Origin of the sequence: Ottowia thiooxydans DSM 14619 (assembly GCF_000422885.1) — a bacterium.
Lineage (GTDB): Bacteria > Pseudomonadota > Gammaproteobacteria > Burkholderiales > Burkholderiaceae_C > Ottowia > Ottowia thiooxydans.
This window is the reverse complement of the sequence record NZ_AUGX01000013.1, coordinates 216,557-234,010: the sequence shown is the minus strand read 5'-3', so window position 1 is coordinate 234,010 and position 17,454 is coordinate 216,557. Positions and strand designations below refer to the sequence as shown.

Below are 17,454 nucleotides of genomic sequence, written 5' to 3'. Positions count from 1 at the left end.
TTGGCCCATGAATCCGTATAGGGCACGTGTGCGCCTCTGAACCAGACCAATCCATATGACCTCTGTAAAAGTCAAAAACACACTTGCAATGATCTTCCTGCTGCATGCCAGCCTAGCGTTCTCGCAGCCAAAACTGGAGCCTGACTACAGAGAAGCCACCCGTGAGGACTACTTCGAGAACTACTGCATGGTGTTCACGATGACACCCAAGAACCTGATAGGCAGCTTGATTCAGAAGTTCGAGAAGTCGCCGTACACGCCAGAAGAATACTTTTTACATTCGAAGTGTCAGCCAACAGGTTACTCGTGGGCGGTGAAAAGCCCGATGGTCCACTACGTGATTGAGAAGCCTGAATCACGGGCAGAGTTTTTGAACAGTATCCGGCTCTACTACGACAAAAAAAGAAAGCAGCCGGAGATCTTCACTGAAATACTCAATGTCAAAAACACCAAGGGCGAGACCATGCTGGACTATATGGAGACATTGAGGCAGAGGGGTACGAATGTGCACCCTGATCTGCAGCTTCCCGTGGCAAACATGATTTCGTATATCTGCTCTTATGGCGGGAGGTATGCCGTTTACAACAAGAGCTGCCCTTGAGACGGGGCGATTGGCTTTGTTGCACAAAGCCGTGGCGTGGTCCTGATAGGCTGCGCGCATGAATGAAGCCAAGGGAGCCAGAGGTCGCTACAAGGCCGCCAACTGGGCTGCGCACAACGCGGCACTGAAGGCACGAGGGTCGCTGACGATTTGGCTAGACAAAGACATGCGGTGGTACGCCTCGGCCAGTGGTCACAGAGGTCGCCAACGGGTCTTCTCCGACGCCGCTCTTGTTCATCGCGATGACAAAGCTCGGGCCAAGCCTGAACCAGCTTGAGCGATGCAGTGCTCAATAAAGTTCAGACTGCTGGTTGAAGCGTGCGATGCAAGGTATGCGATGTCGATGGTTATGTCCAAGAGGCGTGACTTCCCGGCGATTGGCACACGAGCAAGCCCTCGGTGATTGCCTGCTGCCGAGCCTGGCACCAGTGCGACCCCGAAGTTCCCCGCCACCAAGGACTGAATCGTAAAGATATGGGCAGCCTCCTGGACGATGCGCGGTTGAAAACCAACCTCCAGGCATGCGCCGACGATTCGCTGCGAGAACGCAGGTACCCGGTCTGCCGAGAACGACACAAAGCGTTCCTGCGCAAGTGCAGACAACGGAATGCTCTTGCGCGAAGCCAATGGATGCTTGGCAGGAAGAATCGCGACGAGACGATCCGCGTGCACGGTTTGACAATCCATCGGAGTTGAAAAATTAACGGGTGGGCTCAAGAAACCTATATCTGCTTTCCCGGTTGAAAGAAGGTCCGCCACCTCCACAGATACCGCTTCCACCAGTCGCAGGCGCACTTCGGGGTAGCGCTCGGAGAACGTGGCGAGTACGTCAGGCAGGAAACTAACCATTGCTGAGGTAATGAAAGCGACACGGATCTCTCCTGCCAGACCAGCCGCCGTAGCCCGGGTCAACTCGATGGCGCGGTTCGCATGAGAAAGCAATGCCGTCGCTTCCCGCTCCAAGACCTTGCCTGCGTCGGTGAGCACGATGCCTGCCGCGGTTCTCTCAAAGAGCCGAGCTCCGATGTGGGCCTCCAAATTCCGCATCGCTACGCTCAATGGCGGCTGAGACATATTGAGTCGCTCAGCGGCTTGCCGGAGGCTGGTTGAAGTGGCCACCACGGAAAACTGCCGCAGAACCCGAAGTTCTGGCATGTGAAAGGGGGTATTCATAACGTATCACTCCTTACACCAATGATATTGGACGCGAAACCCGCACGCTTCTATATTTCGCCTACCCCCTCAATGCCAAGGCCCAAACCGTGAGCAACCTCCTCTGCCTCAGCGCCGCCATCGGCGGCGCATTACTCACCCTGTCTGTGTCCGCTCAAGCGCAGAACTACCCTGAGCGCCCTATCCGCATCGTCGTCGCCACACCTGCCGGGTCAACGCCCGACCTCGGCGCGCGTCTGGTGGGTGCGTTTGTATCGGCGGATTTGAAGCAGCCCGTCGTGATTGACAACCGCCCAGGGGTCAACGGCACGCTGGCGGCACGCGAAGTACTCAAGGCTGCTGCAGACGGATACACCTTCCTGATGGCGCCGCAGAGCACCATGTCGATCACGCCGCACGTGTATCCCAAGCAGGCCGGATCGTTTCTTACGGATTTCTATGCAGTCAGCCAGATCTACAGGACAGACTTCAGCCTGGTGGTGAATTCCGCGTCGAACCTGCACAGCGTCAACGACGTCATCGCAGCCGCCAAAAAGTCTCCGGGAAAACTCACTGCCGCCTATGCAGCTATTGGCAGCGCTTCCCATGCCTCTATCGAACTCTTCAAGCAAACGGCACGCGTTGACATCTACGCGGTGCCCTTCAACGGCAGCCCGGCCGCAGCTCTTGGTGTGGCGTCAGGTGAGGCGGACCTGCTGTTCGAATCCATTCCATCGACCGAATCCGTGGTGGCCAGCGGCAGAGTTCGCCGGATCGCAGTCACTGGTAGCAAGAGATTCCCGCTGGCGCCTGCGATCCCCACCGTTGCCGAGTCGGGATTGCCGAACTTTGCAGTGACGACGTGGGCGGGCCTCTTCGCAAGCAAGGACGTGCCCAGAGACAGAGCGGAAAAAATTGCGAGCGCTGTTGCACGCGCCTTTGCCAATCCCGAGCTGGTCAAGAAGCTGTCGGACGCAGGGTTCCTGCCCGGTGACAGCTCACTAGCGGCCTTTCAGAGATTCTGGCAATCCGAATCCGAGGTCTGGAAAACGACGGTTGCACACGCACCCGCACTACAACAGGAGCGTTGAACATGGATTTAGGCATCAACAAGAAAACGGCCCTCGTGATGGCCGGCGGCGGCGGCCTGGGAGGAGCGATTGCCCATGCACTCAGCAAAGAGGGATGCAATGTTGCAGTTGCCGACGTCAACCTGGAAGCAGCGGAGTCCATAGCCGCCGGGATCCGGGCGTCTGGAGGGAACGCAAGCGCGATGCAATGGGACCTTGCCATAACGGAGCATCACGCCGAAAGACTGGCCACCCTTGAGAAGAATTTCGGCCCAGTCGACATCCTCATCAACAACTCTGGCGGGCCTCGACCTGCCTCCACAGATCAGGTCTCGGACGAGCAGTGGCGCGGCTATTTCGATTCCATGGTTCTTTCTCTCATCTCTCTCACACGGCCTATCGCGCAAGGAATGCAAAACCGCGGATGGGGCCGAATCATCACCTCGACTTCGTCAGGGGTGGTCGCGCCTATTCCCAATCTCGCGGCTTCAAATGCGCTGCGTTTGGCCTTGGTCGGCTGGTCTAAAACGTTGGCAGCAGAGGTCGCCAGGCACGGGGTGACTGTCAACGTGACGGTGCCAGGCCGGATCGCGACTCAGCGAATAGTCAACCTCGACCATGCAAAAGCCACGGCGGCGGGGTCGACGCCGGAAGAAGTCTCGGCCAATAGCGTGGCAAGCATCCCGATCGGACGCTATGGCAACCCGAATGAATACGCGGACGCGATCACTTTCCTGGCGAGCGCACGCGCTAGCTACATCACCGGCACTGTTGTCCGAGTGGACGGCGGCCTGATTTCCAGCATCTGAAAGAGCAAACAATGCAATTGACTAGCCAACAGCGACGCGAGATCCGTGAGCGATTCTTAAACGTAGATACCGCCAACGTGGCGGATGTCCTCGACGAGATGGGCTTTCTGAACCAGGGCCTGGCGCCGGAGTTTCAACAGCTCAGCGGGACCGACCGCTTGGCCGGGTGGGCATTTACGATTCGGGGGCAAATGGTGCCCGGTCCGCAGGGTGGTGATCCCAAGAAAATGCTTGCGTGCAGCGAGATCAAGGAAGATGAGATCAGCGTGTGGTCCGGCGATGGGCAGGGTATCTGCTATTTCGGAGAACTGATCGCGATCGGAATGAGAGAGAAAGGCAGCGTGGGGGCACTGATCGACGGCGGCATCCGCGATCTTCTTTGGCTAGGGAAGATGAACTTTCCCATCTTCGCGCGCTATCGCACGCCGGTTCAGTCCATAGGCCGCTGGCAGGTAACGGGATGGCAGGAGCCGGTGTTTCTAGCGGGCGCCACTACAAAAACCGTTCAAGTCAGCCCTGGCGACTTTATTCTGGCCGACCTGGACGGCGCCATTGTCATTCCGGCTGCACAGGTGGAGGTCGTTCTGGCTGAGGCGGAAAGATTGACTCAGAAGGAAGCAGAGATTCGCAAAGAGCTTGCCGCCGGGTTGAGCTTGGCAGATGCTCTCAACAAGTATGGCCACGTCTGACGTGGGCATCAACGAACAGCAACCGTCTCGCAGTCGGGTTGAGCCCTCGAGCACCCAGGAGCTGTACGCTTTTCGCATTGCTCACTTCACGGCACATGCGTTCATTGCCCCTTCCGAGAGGGTCGTTTCGTCCTTCGGAGCGAGAAGCGAACGGGGAGCCCTTCTGGTCTCCTTGACCGACGAAAACGGTTGTACCGGTTGGGGCGAGGTGTGGTGCGGAATGCCTGCTGCAGGGGCTCTGCATCGATTCAACCTGCTGCGTGAGTTCGTTGCACCAGCGCTCGTAGGTTGCCATGTCACCGACATTTCCAGCGTCATCGGCCATCTGCAGGCGGCCCTCATGCCTTTGATTACCCTGGCAGGTGAACCGGGGCCTGTCTCGCAAGTGCTAGCTGGTGTGGACTGCGCGCTCTGGGACCTGCGAGCCCGCATCGCCGGGCAGCCGCTGTTCAAGCTCCTCGGTAGCCGCACCAACACCATGCGGTGCTATGCCAGCGGACTTGCTCCCGACATGCCCGCCGCAGGTCTTGATGCCCTCAGATCTCAGGGGCATCGTGCGTTCAAGTTCAAGGCGGGGTTTGACGACGCAAAGACGCTTACGTCGATCCTTGACCAAGGAAGCCGGCTGGCCCCATCTGAGCGAATGATGGTCGATGCCAATTGTGGTTGGACCATGGATGAAGCCCTGGATGCGGTAGCGGAGCTGAATCAGATTTCGCTGGAGTGGATTGAAGAGCCTATGTCGCCGCATCGGTCCGAAGACGACTGGGAGCGTTTGGCACGCGCATCGGTTGCTCCTTTGGCTGGCGGTGAAAACCTGCTGTCTGAAGGAGCATTCCGCGAGGCATGTCGTTGGCTGGGAGTGATCCAGCCAGATGTGGCAAAGTGGGGCGGCGTCAGCAGTTGCCACCCAATGGGCGTCGGCACTGAGAACGCGGGCCGTCTGTTTTGCCCCCATTCATTCGGAACGCACATTGCCGCCGCCACCTCTGCACACGTACTTGCCGCGACGGGTGGGCGTGGATACGCCGAAATCGACGTTAACCCTAATCCGCTCCGAGACTCCAGCAGCTATGCGTCATGGATTGACGATGGATTTCTTCGTCTGCCGACGACTCCTGGCATAGGCGTTGTGCCCCATCTAGCTCGGATCGACTGTTTTCTTCGCGATCGATTCGAGCTGTCGTATGGTGGACGGTCAAGGTGACCCAAATGCCGTGTCTTGACCTTAAGCGTACGAAGAAAGGCAGTCGCCGATATTCCCGGCTCCGCAACCGTCCGTCCATAGCCGTTCATGCGCCTATCAGTCCGCCTTGATGCTCGCGTCCTTGATGACTTTCGACCAACGTCCGACGCTCGACAAGAACATTGGCAGATGATTGAAGCGCTACGTGCCGGAAATCGAGCGGCACTGGTCAATTTGTGTGCCGAGTATCTTTTGCCGTCGCGCGATGCTTACCTCAACGCCCAACGGCAACGTATCTAGTGTCGTGAGTTGGAAGTTCGCTGTCTGCGGCGAGCCAAAATACACATTGGAGCGCCCAATTTCCAACTATCTGGGGTTAGCGCTTGGCCCTACACCTGTCTGCGGCACGGGATCACAGAGAGAAAGTATCCCCTGCTTCAGCCTGCGCCCGCAACCAGGGAAACAGTTGCTCTGCGTTTGACACGATGGGACTGAACACAGTGCTTTCGTCATGCGACCAGTAGTACACCACGCCCATGTGAGGGTCATCAGTGCGCAGCAGGAAGCAGTCGGACGACTGCTCATCGCCCACGATAGGCAGCATGCGCATCGGGTCGATGCCGTCATCGGCAATGGCCTGGCGGATCTCGGAAGCCAGCTCTGGTGAGCTGTCGTCGTGCAGGCTGAGCCAGTCCATCATGTCCGCATGCTTCTCCAGAGCCTGCGCTATGCTGAACAATTGATAGGCTTGGCGGTACTCACCATCTATTACGGTGAGTTGATGTGGCTGGTCCGGCGAGCTAACCCATTGCACATAGGCCGCGCAGGCAGCGTTCTTCATGGCGGCGGGAAAGTGCTGGCGGAGCAGATCGAGGTCCACAGCTGTGGCGCTTTGGCCCGGTGCGTATTCAAATTTCAACGCGTCGATGCGCAGGCGCTCGGATTCGTTGGCCTGCGCCGTTTCGCCCGCCACGAAGGCCTGGTAGGCGGGGTCATTCAGCACTTTAGGCATGCGCAGGCTCCATTTTCGATGGCATGCATGCGCCTCGTCGTTTCGACCCAGTTGAAGCAGAGCAGTGACGCGGTACTGCTCTATCTGCGTTGTGCCGCTGCTGGTGCTATCGGCCAAGGCAATGGCTTGTAACGCCTGCTCCGGCTGATCAGCAACACACAGTGCGTACTCGGCCATCGTCTGAGCAGCAGCAGCCAACTGCGAAGGGGCGCCCCCGTAGCTGTCGCCGAAATAGTAACTACTGCTGCCTGTGTGCATGTAGAACGGGTTGGTCTTTTGCTCCTCCGCGCTGGAGACGATGGCGATGCAGTGATTGAGCGCGGCGGTCCAGTCATCATCCGCATCAGGGCCGGGATTTGCGCGTGCGCGGTTGGCATGCGCTCGCCGTGCGGCTGTATGCAAGTACCACGCACCTTCGCTGTTTTGGCACTGCAGTAGCTGCGCCAACGCGCCATCGTTATCGCCGCATTCGGTGTGCAGCGCCGCCAGATCCATCCGACATTCATCCTGGGTCTTGGGCCTGTGGCCGGCGATGCTGCCAGGCCCGTACACCTTGTCCGGTGCAACCACCTCTTGAAAGCCACTGCCAGCCAGCGTACTGCGCAATTCGATGAAGCGCTGCAGCACCACCTGCGGCCCCACGTCGGCAGCAAAGGTGAGATCCTCCACCATCTTGAACCGCTCTGCCGAGGTGCGCGCCTCCTGCCGCTTCCAATAGGCCTGCCCGTCGTAGCCATTGGGGTGCAACGTGAGTTGGATGAGCAGCGGAGCGCTACTCTTGCGTTTGGGTGCGGTTTCGATCCAGTGGCAGGTGTAGGCAGTCATGCAAAGTCTCAGAGCTCGGGCAGGAGAAAGCGGATGTGGAAGCGCCGGCAAACTCCGATGGATGCAGCGTTGGCAATGCATTTCACAGCGGCTCGCGCCATTATAAAAACGAGGCAGCTTGCATCCCTCGCTTAGTGAATAGATACTCGGTTTTGCGGAGCTTCTCCAGCTCGCCTGACTCGTCTTCAACCACTCGATTGCCTGACTCAAACGGATGTGCGGCGATCTTCGACTAGGAGCAAACCATGAGCTACATCGACGGATTTGTGGTCCCCGTACCTTCCGACAAGCGCGACGAGTACATCGAACTGAGCAAGACGTTTTACGAGAAAGCCAAGAAACTCGGCGCCCTGCGACAGGTCGAATGCTGGGGAGACGATGTGCCCGACGGCAAGGTCACCGACTTCAAGCGTGCGGTTGATGCGAAGGTGGGCGAGACCGTAGTCTTCTCATGGATCGAGTGGCCATCAAAACAGGTGCGTGACGCCGCCAACAAGAAGATGATGGAAGATCCAGATATGCAAAACATGGATATGCCGTTTGATGGCAAACGCATGATCTTCGGTGGTTTCGTTCCCATGCTTGACATGGGCGAGTCCAAAGACTGACGTACGGCTGCGAGCCGTTAGGTCGAGTCAAAGAAATCGATTGAACGGCCGGCGACGGCCCTTCCTCTATCCGAAGTGCGTAATTATTAAAACTTATTTACTAAGTTTTTCTCAACTTCGCAGACAATAGAGTCCTGCGGCATCAGACCCACCCCAAGTTCGGGCTTGGTGCTGCCACCTACTGCGTTCGCTCCTGTGGATAGTTCGCGATCCAGGGAGTGTTTTCTCAGGGAGCATGCCCACTAAAGATTCGCAGAGTGAAAAAGCTCCAAGCGAACAGGCAGACACTTAGCGTGTGCCGCACCATCCGCGTGCGGAACACGCTTGGTGCATCACCCGTTTCTGATTGTTCATGAAAAGAAAAAATTCGGTATGGGCTTGAGTCTAGTTGCCAGCCGCGCGCTGATGGGTTTGGCGGCGCCACAAGTCACAGTGGAAGTTCATCTGGCCAACGGCCTGCCAAGCTTCACGCTGGTGGGGCTGGCTGATGTGGAGGTGAAGGAAGCGCGAGAGCGCGTGCGCAGCGCTCTGCAAAACAGCGGCCTTGAGTTTCCGCACAACCAGCGTATTACCGTGAACCTGGCACCGGCCGACCTGCCCAAGGATTCAGGCCGTTTTGATCTGCCCATCGCGCTCGGAATTCTGGCCGCCAGCGGTCAGATCAACGGCCAGCGCCTGGAAGGCTGGGAGTTTGCTGGGGAATTGTCGCTCTCGGGTGAGCTGCGGCCTGTTCGCGGTGCGTTGGCCATGGGGGTGGCGCTGCATCAACAAGGCGTCGGTGCTCAACTGGTACTGCCGCCCGGCAGTGCAGAAGAAGCGGCTCTGGTGCCCGGCATGGCTGTATACCGCGCGCGTCATCTGCTGGATGTGGTGGCCCAGTTCCTGCCCGCCGCCGAGCGATCGCAAGGGGAGGCAACCGACACGCCAGCCGACGGTTGGTCGCGCGTAGAGCCGGCGCCACGCTCAAGCATTCCGCGCTATGCGGATCTCGCTGACGTGAAAGGCCAGGCAGCAGCCAAGCGAGCGTTGGAGATCGCCGCCGCCGGAGCTCATTCGCTACTCATGATGGGCCCTCCTGGTACCGGAAAATCCATGTTGGCGCAGCGGTTTGCTGGTTTGCTGCCACCCATGGCGGTGAGCGAAGCCTTACAAAGCGCAGCCATTGCAAGCCTGGGCGGCACCTTCAAACTCGATCACTGGTGCCAACGACCCACGCGCGCGCCGCATCACTCTGCCAGCGCCGTGGCCCTTGTGGGAGGCGGCTCACCGCCGAGGCCAGGCGAGATTTCCATGGCACATGAAGGTGTGCTATTTCTGGACGAACTGCCTGAATTCCCACGGGCCGCACTGGAAGCCTTGCGCGAACCACTTGAAAGTGGGCAGATCACGATCTCCCGTGCGGCGCAGCGGGCCGATTTTCCCGCTCGCTTCCAACTTATTGCAGCCATGAACCCGTGCCCTTGCGGGTACCTGGGTTCTCGGGTGCGTGCCTGCCGCTGCACTCCTGATCAGGTTTCTCGCTACCAAGGCAAGCTCTCGGGCCCGTTGATCGACCGTATCGATCTACACGTGGAGATTGGCTCGCTCTCCACGGATGAGCTACTCGCCGCTCCTCTAGGCGAATCCACCGCCACATTGCGCGAGCGCTGCACGGTCGCTCGTGAGCGCGCCATGGCCCGACAAGGCCACGCCAATCAGGCATTACACGGGCAGGCCATCGACCAACACGTACAACTGGCCCCCAACGCTGCCAGCTTCCTGACCACAGCCGCTGCCCGGCTTGGCTGGAGTGCGCGCGCGACTCATCGCGCCATGAAAGTGGCGCGCACAGTAGCTGATCTGGAGGGCTGCGAAGACGTTGCGGTCAGCCACGTAGCGGAGGCCGTGCAGTACCGGAGGGGCTTGCAGGGGCGCTCCTGAAAGGCAACAACCTGGCGCCATGAGAGCGTGTTCACACCAAATTCACCCCCAGGCCGAAGGGTGGATTTAGTGCGAACACGCCCTGGTTCAGCACGCCCAGCTTTGAGTTGAGGGACTATCAACAGAGTGGAAGTTACAGATCACGAACACCGTATTTTTCGAGATAAGTTACCCGAAGCTCCTGCTCATTCACATCGCCGCCGAACTTGTACGCAGGTGAAAACAGTGGGCTTGCATCCGTCACTTCAACAGAGATGACTTCATGAACAGGATATTGCTTGCCATTCACTTCCCAGACCCACTCGGCAACAGATGCATAACCAGGATCTACAGGCGTCAGGATGGAAGCCTTTCCGGAAAATCTATAGCCCCGACGCGAGAAGATATCAACCACATTGATGGCAATTGCAGGATTTCTCTTCAAGTTCTCAACAGTGTGCGGAGACGCCATGTTCGCAAAGCAAAGTGCGTTCTCACGGACGGTCAAAGAGGCCTTGGGAGAAAGGTTCGGCGTCCCGTCCTCGTTGACAGTGGCAAAGAACGCCAGCTTCGCGCGGGCTATGACCGCCACCATATCTTCTGTAATAGTCATGATGTGATCCTTAAGGTGTAACCCGGCCACCGTTCACATGGATAACCTGCCCGGTAATGAATGCAGCGCTGGGACCTGCAAGGAACAGTACTGGACCGACCACGTCCTCAACTTGGGCAATTCGTCCCATTGGAATGGTCGGAACGTATTTGGTCATGTTCCTCAGCCATGCATCCCCGCCCGCCGCTGCAGCTGTTGCGCCTCGCTCACCGCCTCCCCCAGCAAGGAATGGCGTGTCGATCGCACTGGGTGCCACCAGGTTGGCTCGAATCTTCGGCGCGTTTTCTATGGCCAGCGACTTGGTAAGTGCCACCAAGCCCGCTTTTGCGGCAGCATATGGCGCTACTCCGGGCAGAGGGTTGTACGCGAGACTTGAACCCACATTCACAATACTGGGGCTTTCGGCTGCCCTCAACATCGGCAGCAACGCCCGACTGACAAGATACGCAGCCCGCAGGTTGCCCATGGCCACGCTGTCCCATTCCGCTGGGTCAATTTCGTCAACAGGGCGTGGTGGCACGGTCATGAACCCCACCAGGAACACCAGAGTGTCGAGGGAGTCCCAGTGACCCTGAAGCGATTTCACGCCTTCGGCTACTGACGCCTCATCCGCAACATCCACAGCAATGGATATCACCCCTTCAGGCGGTGGATTGGCCTTCAAAGAACGTGGAAGCGCGAAAACCGCGACTTCAAGCTTCATACGCACGCACTCAGAGACGAGCAACCGACCTATCGCACCGCACCCACCCACAACCAGTATTCGGTTGCCTGGAAGCGGAGCCAAACGAGAGAAATCTATAGCGGATGCTGAAGCTGTCATTGAGGTTCCTTGTTGTATTGCGCAAAGTATCTGCAAGCTGCTTTAATACGTCCAATATGATTTTTTATAGACTTTGATCTGATTTCCCTATCATGGATTTCCGCCAGATTCGCTATTTCATTGCCGTTGCCGAGGAGCGGCATTTCCGTCGTGCGGCGGAAAAATTGCATATCTCGCAGCCACCTTTGAGTCAACAAATTCAAGCTCTGGAAAAAGAACTGGGCACGGTCCTCCTGGCACGTAACCGACGATCTGTGGAACTTACCGCTGCGGGGGAGGCTTTTTTACGCCGCGCTCGGGCGCTTGTTGAGCAAGCGGCCAGTGCCGCCACAGAAGCCCGTCAAATTGGAAGAGGTGACGCGGGACGGCTGAAAGTGGGCTTCATGAGCTCAGCAATGCTCAGCCGCTTTGCGCCACTGCTGAGCGCGATTCGTGGCGAAAGTCCAAACACGACCATCGACCTTATTCAGTTGCCACCAAAGGAGCAGATCGAAGCGATTGCGGCGGGGGCGATTGACATAGGTTTTCTCGCCATTGAACCTTCGCTCGCCCCCTTCCCTGAACCTCAGGCTCGGCTAAATGTGTCGCAGATTTGGGAAGAGGAACTCGTCGCGGCAGTGCCCATGGGTCATCATCTCGCGGGCAAACCGGCCATACCACTGAGCGCCCTGGCATCAGAGCAATTCATCACTCTGTTGAGGTCTCCGGAAACGGGGCACTATGACCAGGTCACGAAGTTGTGCGAGCAAAGGGGAGGATTCCGCGTCAAGATTGGCCAGGAAGTTGAACAACTACCTGCAGCTCTGGCGCTCGTTGCAGCTGGATATGGTGTGAGCCTGATGCCAGCTTGCGTAACGAACGATTGGATTGGGCTAGTGGCCTTTGTGAGATTGAAGGAGCGCCCACGCATACCGGTCACTATCGTCTGGCGTATAGACAATGCGTCACCTGTCTTGGACGCATTCAGGCGCGTTCTTCTTAAAAAGGCAACGGCCAAGTTCTATCCTGCACTTTTACTGAAGAAGTAGAAACCAGGCAGCATGCTCAGTCCCATTCGCGCCCAGTCTGCGACAAAAACTGAGGTTGAACACAAACGCAAAAAACTCATGTCGTGACCGGCACGCCCAAAGCAGCATCGTCGCACAACACCATGGCCTCAGGCACCTTGTATTCTTCGGCTCGCGGTGGGTATTGCAGGCACAGAACTTCCAGACCATTGAGACCTGCGGTCACGGTGTAAGGTGCTTCATCCTCTGTGACGAAGATGTGCTCCCAGTCCAGCATCTCTACGCCGTCATGCACCATGCTGCCCGCCAGCACGACATAAAATTGCCCCCCCGATCCACCAGGGCTGCGCCCGGTGATGGACATCCCCGCAGGCAGTCGGGTGATGCTGGCGGCCAACTTATCAGGCTGCAGCGGAATCGGCTCGCTGGTCTCGATCTGCGTCAGATTTTCTAAGTACGCCGGGTCGGTTGCCGGTAACGATTCACTGGTGACCATGCGCTTGGGGCCGCGAACCATCTTGTCCCTGTTCTCGGGCATCAGCAGGGCGCCCTGCTCATACACAGGCCGCATTGTGAAATAGCCCAACCCTTCGGGGCCGGCCACCAGCGGCCCATAACCCGTGAAGGCGCCAGCGTAATGCACCGTGACCGGGCTGAGCTTCTGTTTGCCAATGGACCCATTACCGGTGAGGAAAAGCTGGAACTGATTGTTCCTGTGAAAGTGCGGGTTCACCGTCGAATCAGGGTCCATTTCCACCAGGAAAACCGTGGGAGAAGACTGACCATCACGCCCGGTATCCATCCACTCGCTCTTGTGATACGGCTTCATGCCCGTGATTTGCAGGCGGCGGCGTGTTTGCCGTGCGCGTTCAGCTGTGCCTTTGTAAATCATGGTGTCTCCAGTGCGCCGGTCAGAACCAGCAAAGTGTTGTGAATGAAAGTTTCATACTCTGAAGGCTTAGCCAGCTACGGCGGCCACGAGCCGGACAGGGACCGTGTGAGGCAATCCCGCACGTACGGATCCGGGCGGGGGTGTTGGGTGACTGGCATTCCCACTCTGATTTTCGTGGTTGTGAACAGCGTGTTATTGCACAGCAAGTTTGGCAGTCACCACGTAACCTCGCCACTTCACGCGCTCAGACCTGTTCAACTCAACACACTCCTGCAGGCTCATGGGCCGCGGTAAAAAAGACAGGCTTTCCAGTTTGGCCTTGACAGCTTCATCCGTCGTCGCCTCGTTGATCATCTTGTTCAATGATTCCTTCACCGCCAGCGGGGTAGCAGCTGGCACGGCAACTCCAAGAAAGCTGACCATCTCAAAGCCAGGGTACGTCTCCGCGATAGTCGGGATGTTGGGGTCACGAGGCAGGCGTTTTGTATGAGTCACTGCCAGGGCCCGCAACTGCCCTGAAGCAACATACGCTTCGGATGCAACTGTATCGATAAACATCATTTGCGTCTGCCCACCAAGCAGGTCAGTCACCGCGGTACCAATCTGCTTGTATGGCACGCCAGTCATCTCAATCCCTGCGCGTTCGGATAGCAATGCGGCAGGCACTGCGCTGGCAGCGCTGAACTGGCCGAAATTGATTCGGCCGGGCTTCGCCTTCGCCTGTGCCACAAAGTCGGCCAGTGTCTTCCAAGGGGCATCGGCACGTACCAGCAGATAGCTACCACCTACACCCAGAATACCCACGACGGTAAAGTCCTTTTCGGGGTCATAAGGCAGCTTTCTGAAAAGGCTCGGGTTAGCACCTTGCGTACCCGACGACACCACCACCAGCGTGCGACCATCTGCAGGCGCGAGCTTGCCGGCCTCCATGCCGATAATGCCGCTGGCGCCGGGCCGGTTGTCGATAACCGCAGATAGGCCGCTTTTCTCAGTCATGTAGTGCGCCACTAGCCGCGCCACAATGTCAGCTGAGCCCCCTGGGCCAAAGGGCACGATGATCTGCGTTGCTGCGCTGTTCCGCTGGGCAAACAAATGCGTCACAGATGACAGCAAACCTGCCCCTGCAAGGACGTGCACGATTTGTCGACGTTTCAAGTTTTTTCTCCTCAATGCTCAGGTGTATGCAAAGAGTTGCACCCTGCAAGAGATTATTTAGACCGCCACGTCAACCAGCAACGCATTAATTTCAATAACTGAAATTATTCAAAGTGGTACCGCCTCGATTCTTGCTCGCCACGTTTCAAGAATCTGCTCCTTCAACCGGAGCAGCATCTGCGCGTAACGTTTGACCTGTGCTGAGTTTTCCGCCTCCTTCTCGCCGATTGGGAAACTGATATTCAGCGCATACAAGGTCTGGTCGGGCGCGGGCAACGGCGCAGCAATAGCGATCACCCCGGTTTGCCAACTCGCCTGACAATAACCATTTTTCTTTATATGCATCACTCCGCGGTTTATTTCAGCCAGCAGCGCCGGCCAACCCTTATCGTGTTGCTGCGCAATGCGCCCCAGCAGTTGCTGACGCTCTGGCTTCGGAAGCCCTGAAAGATATGCTCGCCCCAAAGATGTCAGCTCAATCGGTATGCGCGAGCCCGCTGACAGGCGCCTGAATATCCCCATTCGGCTTTCGCGCGCTGACTCAAGGTAAACCATTTCCAACTGGTCGGGCACCGCCAGTCCCACGTTAATCTGCTCGCCCTCGGCCACCTTGCGCATCAGCGGCAGCGCTACTTCCAGCACCGGCAATCCATACCTGAAGGCTTGCGACAAACTCAGGGTCACTGCACCCAGCCGGTAAGCCTGCAGTTGCAGGTCGTATGACAAAAAGCCGGCATCGACCAGCGAGCGTGTGAGTCTGCTGACGGTCGGGCGCGGCAAGCCTGTGCGCCTGGCCAGCTCAGCATTAGTCAACTCCCCAATGCCAAGCCGAAAGGCGCGCAGTATCTGCAACCCGCGCTCCAGGGACTGGCTGCCCGGCGTCACACGCGTAAAGCGGCCTACCTCCTTCGTTAAGCGCCGGCTTGAAAGCACTTCCTTCGTCATGTGTGATTTTTCATAATTTCGTTTTCTGAAATCTTACGCTACTGCGATTGGCGCAATCACCGAATAATCAAGGCCATCTAAAGCCCGCTAGCGCGCACCGGCTGGCAATACCAAGAGACATGAACTATCAGCAGCTCCAGTACGAAGTGCGGGACAAGGTCGCCGTCATCACCTTCAACCGGCCTGATCGGCTGAATGCCTGGACAGCTGTACTCAAGGGCGAACTGCGCAACGCGGTCATGGCAGCCGATAGCGATGGCGCCGTTAACTGTATCGTGCTGACAGGCGCCGGCCGGGCTTTCTGCGCCGGCATGGATATGGAGGTGCTGGGCAGCATGCGTGGACAGTCCGCGGACACGTCTGACCCTACCGAGCGTTACAGCTATTTGATGGCCGTCAACAAGCCATTGATTGCTGCCATCAACGGAGCCGTGTCTGGCGTTGGCCTGTGTGTGGCCTTGTATTGCGACATCCGTTTCATGGCCAGTGGCACCAAGCTCAGTGCGCCCTACGCACGCCGAGGTCTGGCGGCGGAGCATGGCAGCGCTTGGCTGTTGCCGCGCCTGATTGGCCCCATGCATGCGGCAGATCTGCTGCTTTCTGGCCGCACCGTACTGGCTGAAGAGGCGGCCTACATGGGCCTCGTCAATCTGCTGCCGGCAGAAAGTTTTCGCGAGGCTGTTCAGCAGCGTGCTTCGGACATTGCCAACCTTGGATCGCCACGCTCAGTTCGCATCATGAAGCGACAAATGCTGCTTGCACAACAACAGTCGATTGAAGCGGCCATCGAACTGGCTGACGCAGAAATCGTTGCCTGCCGCACTACCAGCGACTTCAAGGAAGGCATTGCCCACTTCATGGAAAAGCGCGCCCCGAAATTCTCCGCACAGTAAGGCAAACGAGATGAACAAAGACAGCATGCAGAAACTGGCGCAATCACTGCCACTCAAAGGCATTCGCGTTGTAGAGCTCGGGCAAAACCTGGCTGGCCCCTACGCGAGCGCAGTGTTGGGATCGCTGGGGGCCGACATCGTCAAGGTCGAGCGACCGGGTTGCGGCGACGACGCTCGCGGCTGGGGGCCGCCCTTTTGGCGTGGAACCGCCACTACCTTCCAGGCCATGAACCATGGCAAACGCAGCCTGGCCGTCGATTTGAAAGACCCCGAATCCATTGCCTGGTTCAAGCTATACCTTGCTGAATGCGATGTACTGATTCAGAACCTGCGCCCCGGTGTGATGGACGAGCTTGGCCTTGGCGCCGAAGAGCTCTGCCAAGCCAACCCGCGTCTGATCTATTGCTCACTGGGCGCCTTCGGTCACATGGGCCCCATGAACATGAAGCCAGGGTATGAGCCCATCATTCAGGCCTTTTCCGGCATGTTCTCGATGAATGGCTCAGAAGACGCTCCCGGCGCTCGGGTCGGCATGCAAGTGCTGGACCTGGGCACCGGCATCTGGGCCGTCGTGGGCTGCCTTGCAGCCCTGTTCCAGCGCACCACTACGGGCAAGGGCTGCGTCATCGATACCTCGTTGCTCGAAACCGCCATGGGCTGGATGCAAGTTTTGTTGGCGGGCTTTAACGCCAGCGGTAAACAGCCGCCACGACATCGCAGCGGCAATCCAGCCGTGGTGGTCTTCCAGGCCTTCGATACGCAGGACGGCGAAATCTTGATCGCCGCCGCCAACGACCGTCTTTTTGCAAAGCTCTGTGTGGCGCTCGACCACCCTGAATGGGCGGCCGACGAGCGCTTGAAAACCAACGCCCTACGGGTAGAGCACAAACCATTCATCCTGCCCGTGCTGCAGGACGCATTGATTACTCGGGGCACCGATTACTGGATAGAAAAACTCGAAGCCGCCGGCGTTCCGTGCGCGCCCATCCTTGACCTAAAGCAGGCGTTGGCGCAGCCTCAAATCGAAGCCATCGGCATTTTGCAAGAGATTCCGGGACTTGATCTACGCATCGTTGGTCTACCGATTTCATTTAACGGGGAGCGCCCCCCAATTCGCCATCGCGCACCGGAGGTCGGTGAGCACACCGAAGAAATCTATCCATCGAAGCCACAAGCAACGACTAGCGTAGAAGCACCTACCTGAGCTGTACAGTTATCTTGAGGCACGTAGTCAGCCTTAGACAAACTCCTCACTTCCTCACTTCCTCAACGATC

The 17,454-nt window shown here is 57.9% G+C and carries 17 protein-coding genes and 2 pseudogenes; 12 read left to right on the top strand and 7 right to left on the bottom strand.

The annotated features are described in order from the left end of the window. Window positions 1-55 precede the first annotated feature (55 nt). Together G518_RS0113200 and G518_RS39300 are read left to right on the top strand one after the other, a co-directional pair. Window positions 56-601, top strand: a complete 546-nt coding sequence (locus tag G518_RS0113200; RefSeq protein WP_028602948.1) for a hypothetical protein — start codon at window positions 56-58, stop codon at window positions 599-601. A 58-nt stretch (window positions 602-659) separates the two neighbouring features. After that, a pseudogene (locus G518_RS39300) lies at window positions 660-833 on the top strand (transposase); the annotation flags it as partial. Between the two features lie 2 nt (window positions 834-835). On the opposite strand, the gene G518_RS35050 reads toward G518_RS39300, so the two are convergent. Further along, on the bottom strand, window positions 836-1,774 hold the full coding sequence (locus G518_RS35050) for a LysR family transcriptional regulator (RefSeq protein ID WP_051236580.1): 939 nt from the start codon (window positions 1,772-1,774) through the stop codon (window positions 836-838). An 89-nt stretch (window positions 1,775-1,863) separates the two neighbouring features. Between G518_RS35050 and G518_RS35045 the strand changes: the two genes are divergently transcribed. The 5 genes and pseudogenes from G518_RS35045 to G518_RS40995 form a co-directional block, all read left to right on the top strand. Further along, complete coding sequence (locus tag G518_RS35045; protein ID WP_051236579.1) at window positions 1,864-2,844, top strand: Bug family tripartite tricarboxylate transporter substrate binding protein; 981 nt, start codon at window positions 1,864-1,866, stop codon at window positions 2,842-2,844. Between the two features lie 2 nt (window positions 2,845-2,846). Further along, on the top strand, window positions 2,847-3,632 hold the full coding sequence (locus G518_RS0113185; protein WP_028602947.1) for an SDR family oxidoreductase: 786 nt from the start codon (window positions 2,847-2,849) through the stop codon (window positions 3,630-3,632). An 11-nt stretch (window positions 3,633-3,643) separates the two neighbouring features. Continuing rightward, entirely contained in the window at window positions 3,644-4,321 is a 678-nt protein-coding gene (locus tag G518_RS0113180) for an RraA family protein (protein WP_084651772.1), read from the top strand. Continuing rightward, window positions 4,293-5,528 carry a mandelate racemase/muconate lactonizing enzyme family protein gene (locus G518_RS35040; RefSeq protein ID WP_084651770.1) on the top strand — a complete coding sequence of 412 codons (1,236 nt, stop codon included), beginning with the start codon at window positions 4,293-4,295 and terminating at the stop codon, window positions 5,526-5,528. The genes G518_RS0113180 and G518_RS35040 overlap by 29 nt, the downstream gene beginning before the upstream one ends. A gap of 147 nt (window positions 5,529-5,675) precedes the next feature. Next, a pseudogene (locus G518_RS40995) lies at window positions 5,676-5,807 on the top strand (GntR family transcriptional regulator); the annotation flags it as partial. 112 nt (window positions 5,808-5,919) lie between these two features. Here G518_RS40995 and G518_RS0113170 read toward each other — a convergent pair. Then, the gene (locus G518_RS0113170; protein ID WP_028602945.1) at window positions 5,920-7,344 is read right to left on the bottom strand and encodes an SMI1/KNR4 family protein; all 1,425 of its coding nucleotides are present in this window, start codon (window positions 7,342-7,344) and stop codon (window positions 5,920-5,922) included. Between the two features lie 245 nt (window positions 7,345-7,589). Here G518_RS0113170 and G518_RS0113165 point away from each other — a divergent pair, with 245 nt between their 5' ends. After that, on the top strand, window positions 7,590-7,952 hold the full coding sequence (locus G518_RS0113165) for a DUF1428 domain-containing protein (protein WP_028602944.1): 363 nt from the start codon (window positions 7,590-7,592) through the stop codon (window positions 7,950-7,952). Window positions 7,953-8,324: 372 nt separating this feature from the next. Next, entirely contained in the window at window positions 8,325-9,872 is a 1,548-nt protein-coding gene (locus G518_RS0113160; protein WP_036594601.1) for a YifB family Mg chelatase-like AAA ATPase, read from the top strand. Window positions 9,873-10,005: 133 nt separating this feature from the next. Here the strand turns inward: G518_RS0113160 and G518_RS0113155 are convergent, their stop codons facing one another. After that, window positions 10,006-10,464, bottom strand: a complete 459-nt coding sequence (locus G518_RS0113155) for a pyridoxamine 5'-phosphate oxidase family protein (protein ID WP_245597965.1) — start codon at window positions 10,462-10,464, stop codon at window positions 10,006-10,008. 10 nt (window positions 10,465-10,474) lie between these two features. Continuing rightward, window positions 10,475-11,287: an SDR family NAD(P)-dependent oxidoreductase gene (locus G518_RS0113150; protein WP_084651768.1), complete on the bottom strand. Its 813-nt coding sequence runs from the start codon at window positions 11,285-11,287 to the stop codon at window positions 10,475-10,477. Between the two features lie 92 nt (window positions 11,288-11,379). On the opposite strand from G518_RS0113150, the gene G518_RS35035 reads away from it, so the two are divergent. Beyond that, window positions 11,380-12,315, top strand: coding sequence for a LysR substrate-binding domain-containing protein (locus G518_RS35035; protein WP_036594512.1), 936 nt, complete (start codon window positions 11,380-11,382; stop codon window positions 12,313-12,315). A gap of 76 nt (window positions 12,316-12,391) precedes the next feature. Here the strand turns inward: G518_RS35035 and G518_RS0113140 are convergent, their stop codons facing one another. The 3 genes from G518_RS0113140 to G518_RS0113130 all read right to left on the bottom strand — a co-directional run bounded on the left by G518_RS0113140 (window position 12,392) and on the right by G518_RS0113130 (window position 15,286). Beyond that, the gene (locus G518_RS0113140; RefSeq protein WP_028602940.1) at window positions 12,392-13,186 is read right to left on the bottom strand and encodes a hypothetical protein; all 795 of its coding nucleotides are present in this window, start codon (window positions 13,184-13,186) and stop codon (window positions 12,392-12,394) included. A 192-nt stretch (window positions 13,187-13,378) separates the two neighbouring features. Next, window positions 13,379-14,341: a Bug family tripartite tricarboxylate transporter substrate binding protein gene (locus G518_RS35030; RefSeq protein ID WP_051236575.1), complete on the bottom strand. Its 963-nt coding sequence runs from the start codon at window positions 14,339-14,341 to the stop codon at window positions 13,379-13,381. 108 nt (window positions 14,342-14,449) lie between these two features. Then, window positions 14,450-15,286, bottom strand: a complete 837-nt coding sequence (locus G518_RS0113130; RefSeq protein WP_028602939.1) for an IclR family transcriptional regulator — start codon at window positions 15,284-15,286, stop codon at window positions 14,450-14,452. Between the two features lie 119 nt (window positions 15,287-15,405). On the opposite strand from G518_RS0113130, the gene G518_RS0113125 reads away from it, so the two are divergent. Together G518_RS0113125 and G518_RS0113120 are read left to right on the top strand one after the other, a co-directional pair. Further along, complete coding sequence (locus G518_RS0113125) at window positions 15,406-16,179, top strand: enoyl-CoA hydratase-related protein (protein ID WP_028602938.1); 774 nt, start codon at window positions 15,406-15,408, stop codon at window positions 16,177-16,179. A gap of 10 nt (window positions 16,180-16,189) precedes the next feature. Continuing rightward, window positions 16,190-17,383: a CaiB/BaiF CoA transferase family protein gene (locus tag G518_RS0113120; RefSeq protein WP_051236572.1), complete on the top strand. Its 1,194-nt coding sequence runs from the start codon at window positions 16,190-16,192 to the stop codon at window positions 17,381-17,383. Window positions 17,384-17,454 lie beyond the last annotated feature (71 nt).

Bases quoted from the DNA above. Each gene is read 5' to 3' on its own strand.
- G518_RS0113200 (WP_028602948.1), top strand. From the start codon at position 56: ATGACCTCTGTAAAAGTCAAAAACACACTTGCAATGATCTTCCTGCTG.
- G518_RS35050 (WP_051236580.1), bottom strand. From the start codon at position 1,774: ATGAATACCCCCTTTCACATGCCAGAACTTCGGGTTCTGCGGCAGTTT.
- G518_RS0113185 (WP_028602947.1), top strand. From the start codon at position 2,847: ATGGATTTAGGCATCAACAAGAAAACGGCCCTCGTGATGGCCGGCGGC.
- G518_RS0113180 (WP_084651772.1), top strand. From the start codon at position 3,644: ATGCAATTGACTAGCCAACAGCGACGCGAGATCCGTGAGCGATTCTTA.
- G518_RS35040 (WP_084651770.1), top strand. From the start codon at position 4,293: ATGCTCTCAACAAGTATGGCCACGTCTGACGTGGGCATCAACGAACAG.
- G518_RS0113170 (WP_028602945.1), bottom strand. From the start codon at position 7,344: ATGACTGCCTACACCTGCCACTGGATCGAAACCGCACCCAAACGCAAG.
- G518_RS0113165 (WP_028602944.1), top strand. From the start codon at position 7,590: ATGAGCTACATCGACGGATTTGTGGTCCCCGTACCTTCCGACAAGCGC.
- G518_RS0113160 (WP_036594601.1), top strand. From the start codon at position 8,325: ATGGGCTTGAGTCTAGTTGCCAGCCGCGCGCTGATGGGTTTGGCGGCG.
- G518_RS0113155 (WP_245597965.1), bottom strand. From the start codon at position 10,464: ATGACTATTACAGAAGATATGGTGGCGGTCATAGCCCGCGCGAAGCTG.
- G518_RS0113150 (WP_084651768.1), bottom strand. From the start codon at position 11,287: ATGACAGCTTCAGCATCCGCTATAGATTTCTCTCGTTTGGCTCCGCTT.
- G518_RS35035 (WP_036594512.1), top strand. From the start codon at position 11,380: ATGGATTTCCGCCAGATTCGCTATTTCATTGCCGTTGCCGAGGAGCGG.
- G518_RS0113140 (WP_028602940.1), bottom strand. From the start codon at position 13,186: ATGATTTACAAAGGCACAGCTGAACGCGCACGGCAAACACGCCGCCGC.
- G518_RS0113130 (WP_028602939.1), bottom strand. From the start codon at position 15,286: ATGACGAAGGAAGTGCTTTCAAGCCGGCGCTTAACGAAGGAGGTAGGC.
- G518_RS0113125 (WP_028602938.1), top strand. From the start codon at position 15,406: ATGAACTATCAGCAGCTCCAGTACGAAGTGCGGGACAAGGTCGCCGTC.
- G518_RS0113120 (WP_051236572.1), top strand. From the start codon at position 16,190: ATGAACAAAGACAGCATGCAGAAACTGGCGCAATCACTGCCACTCAAA.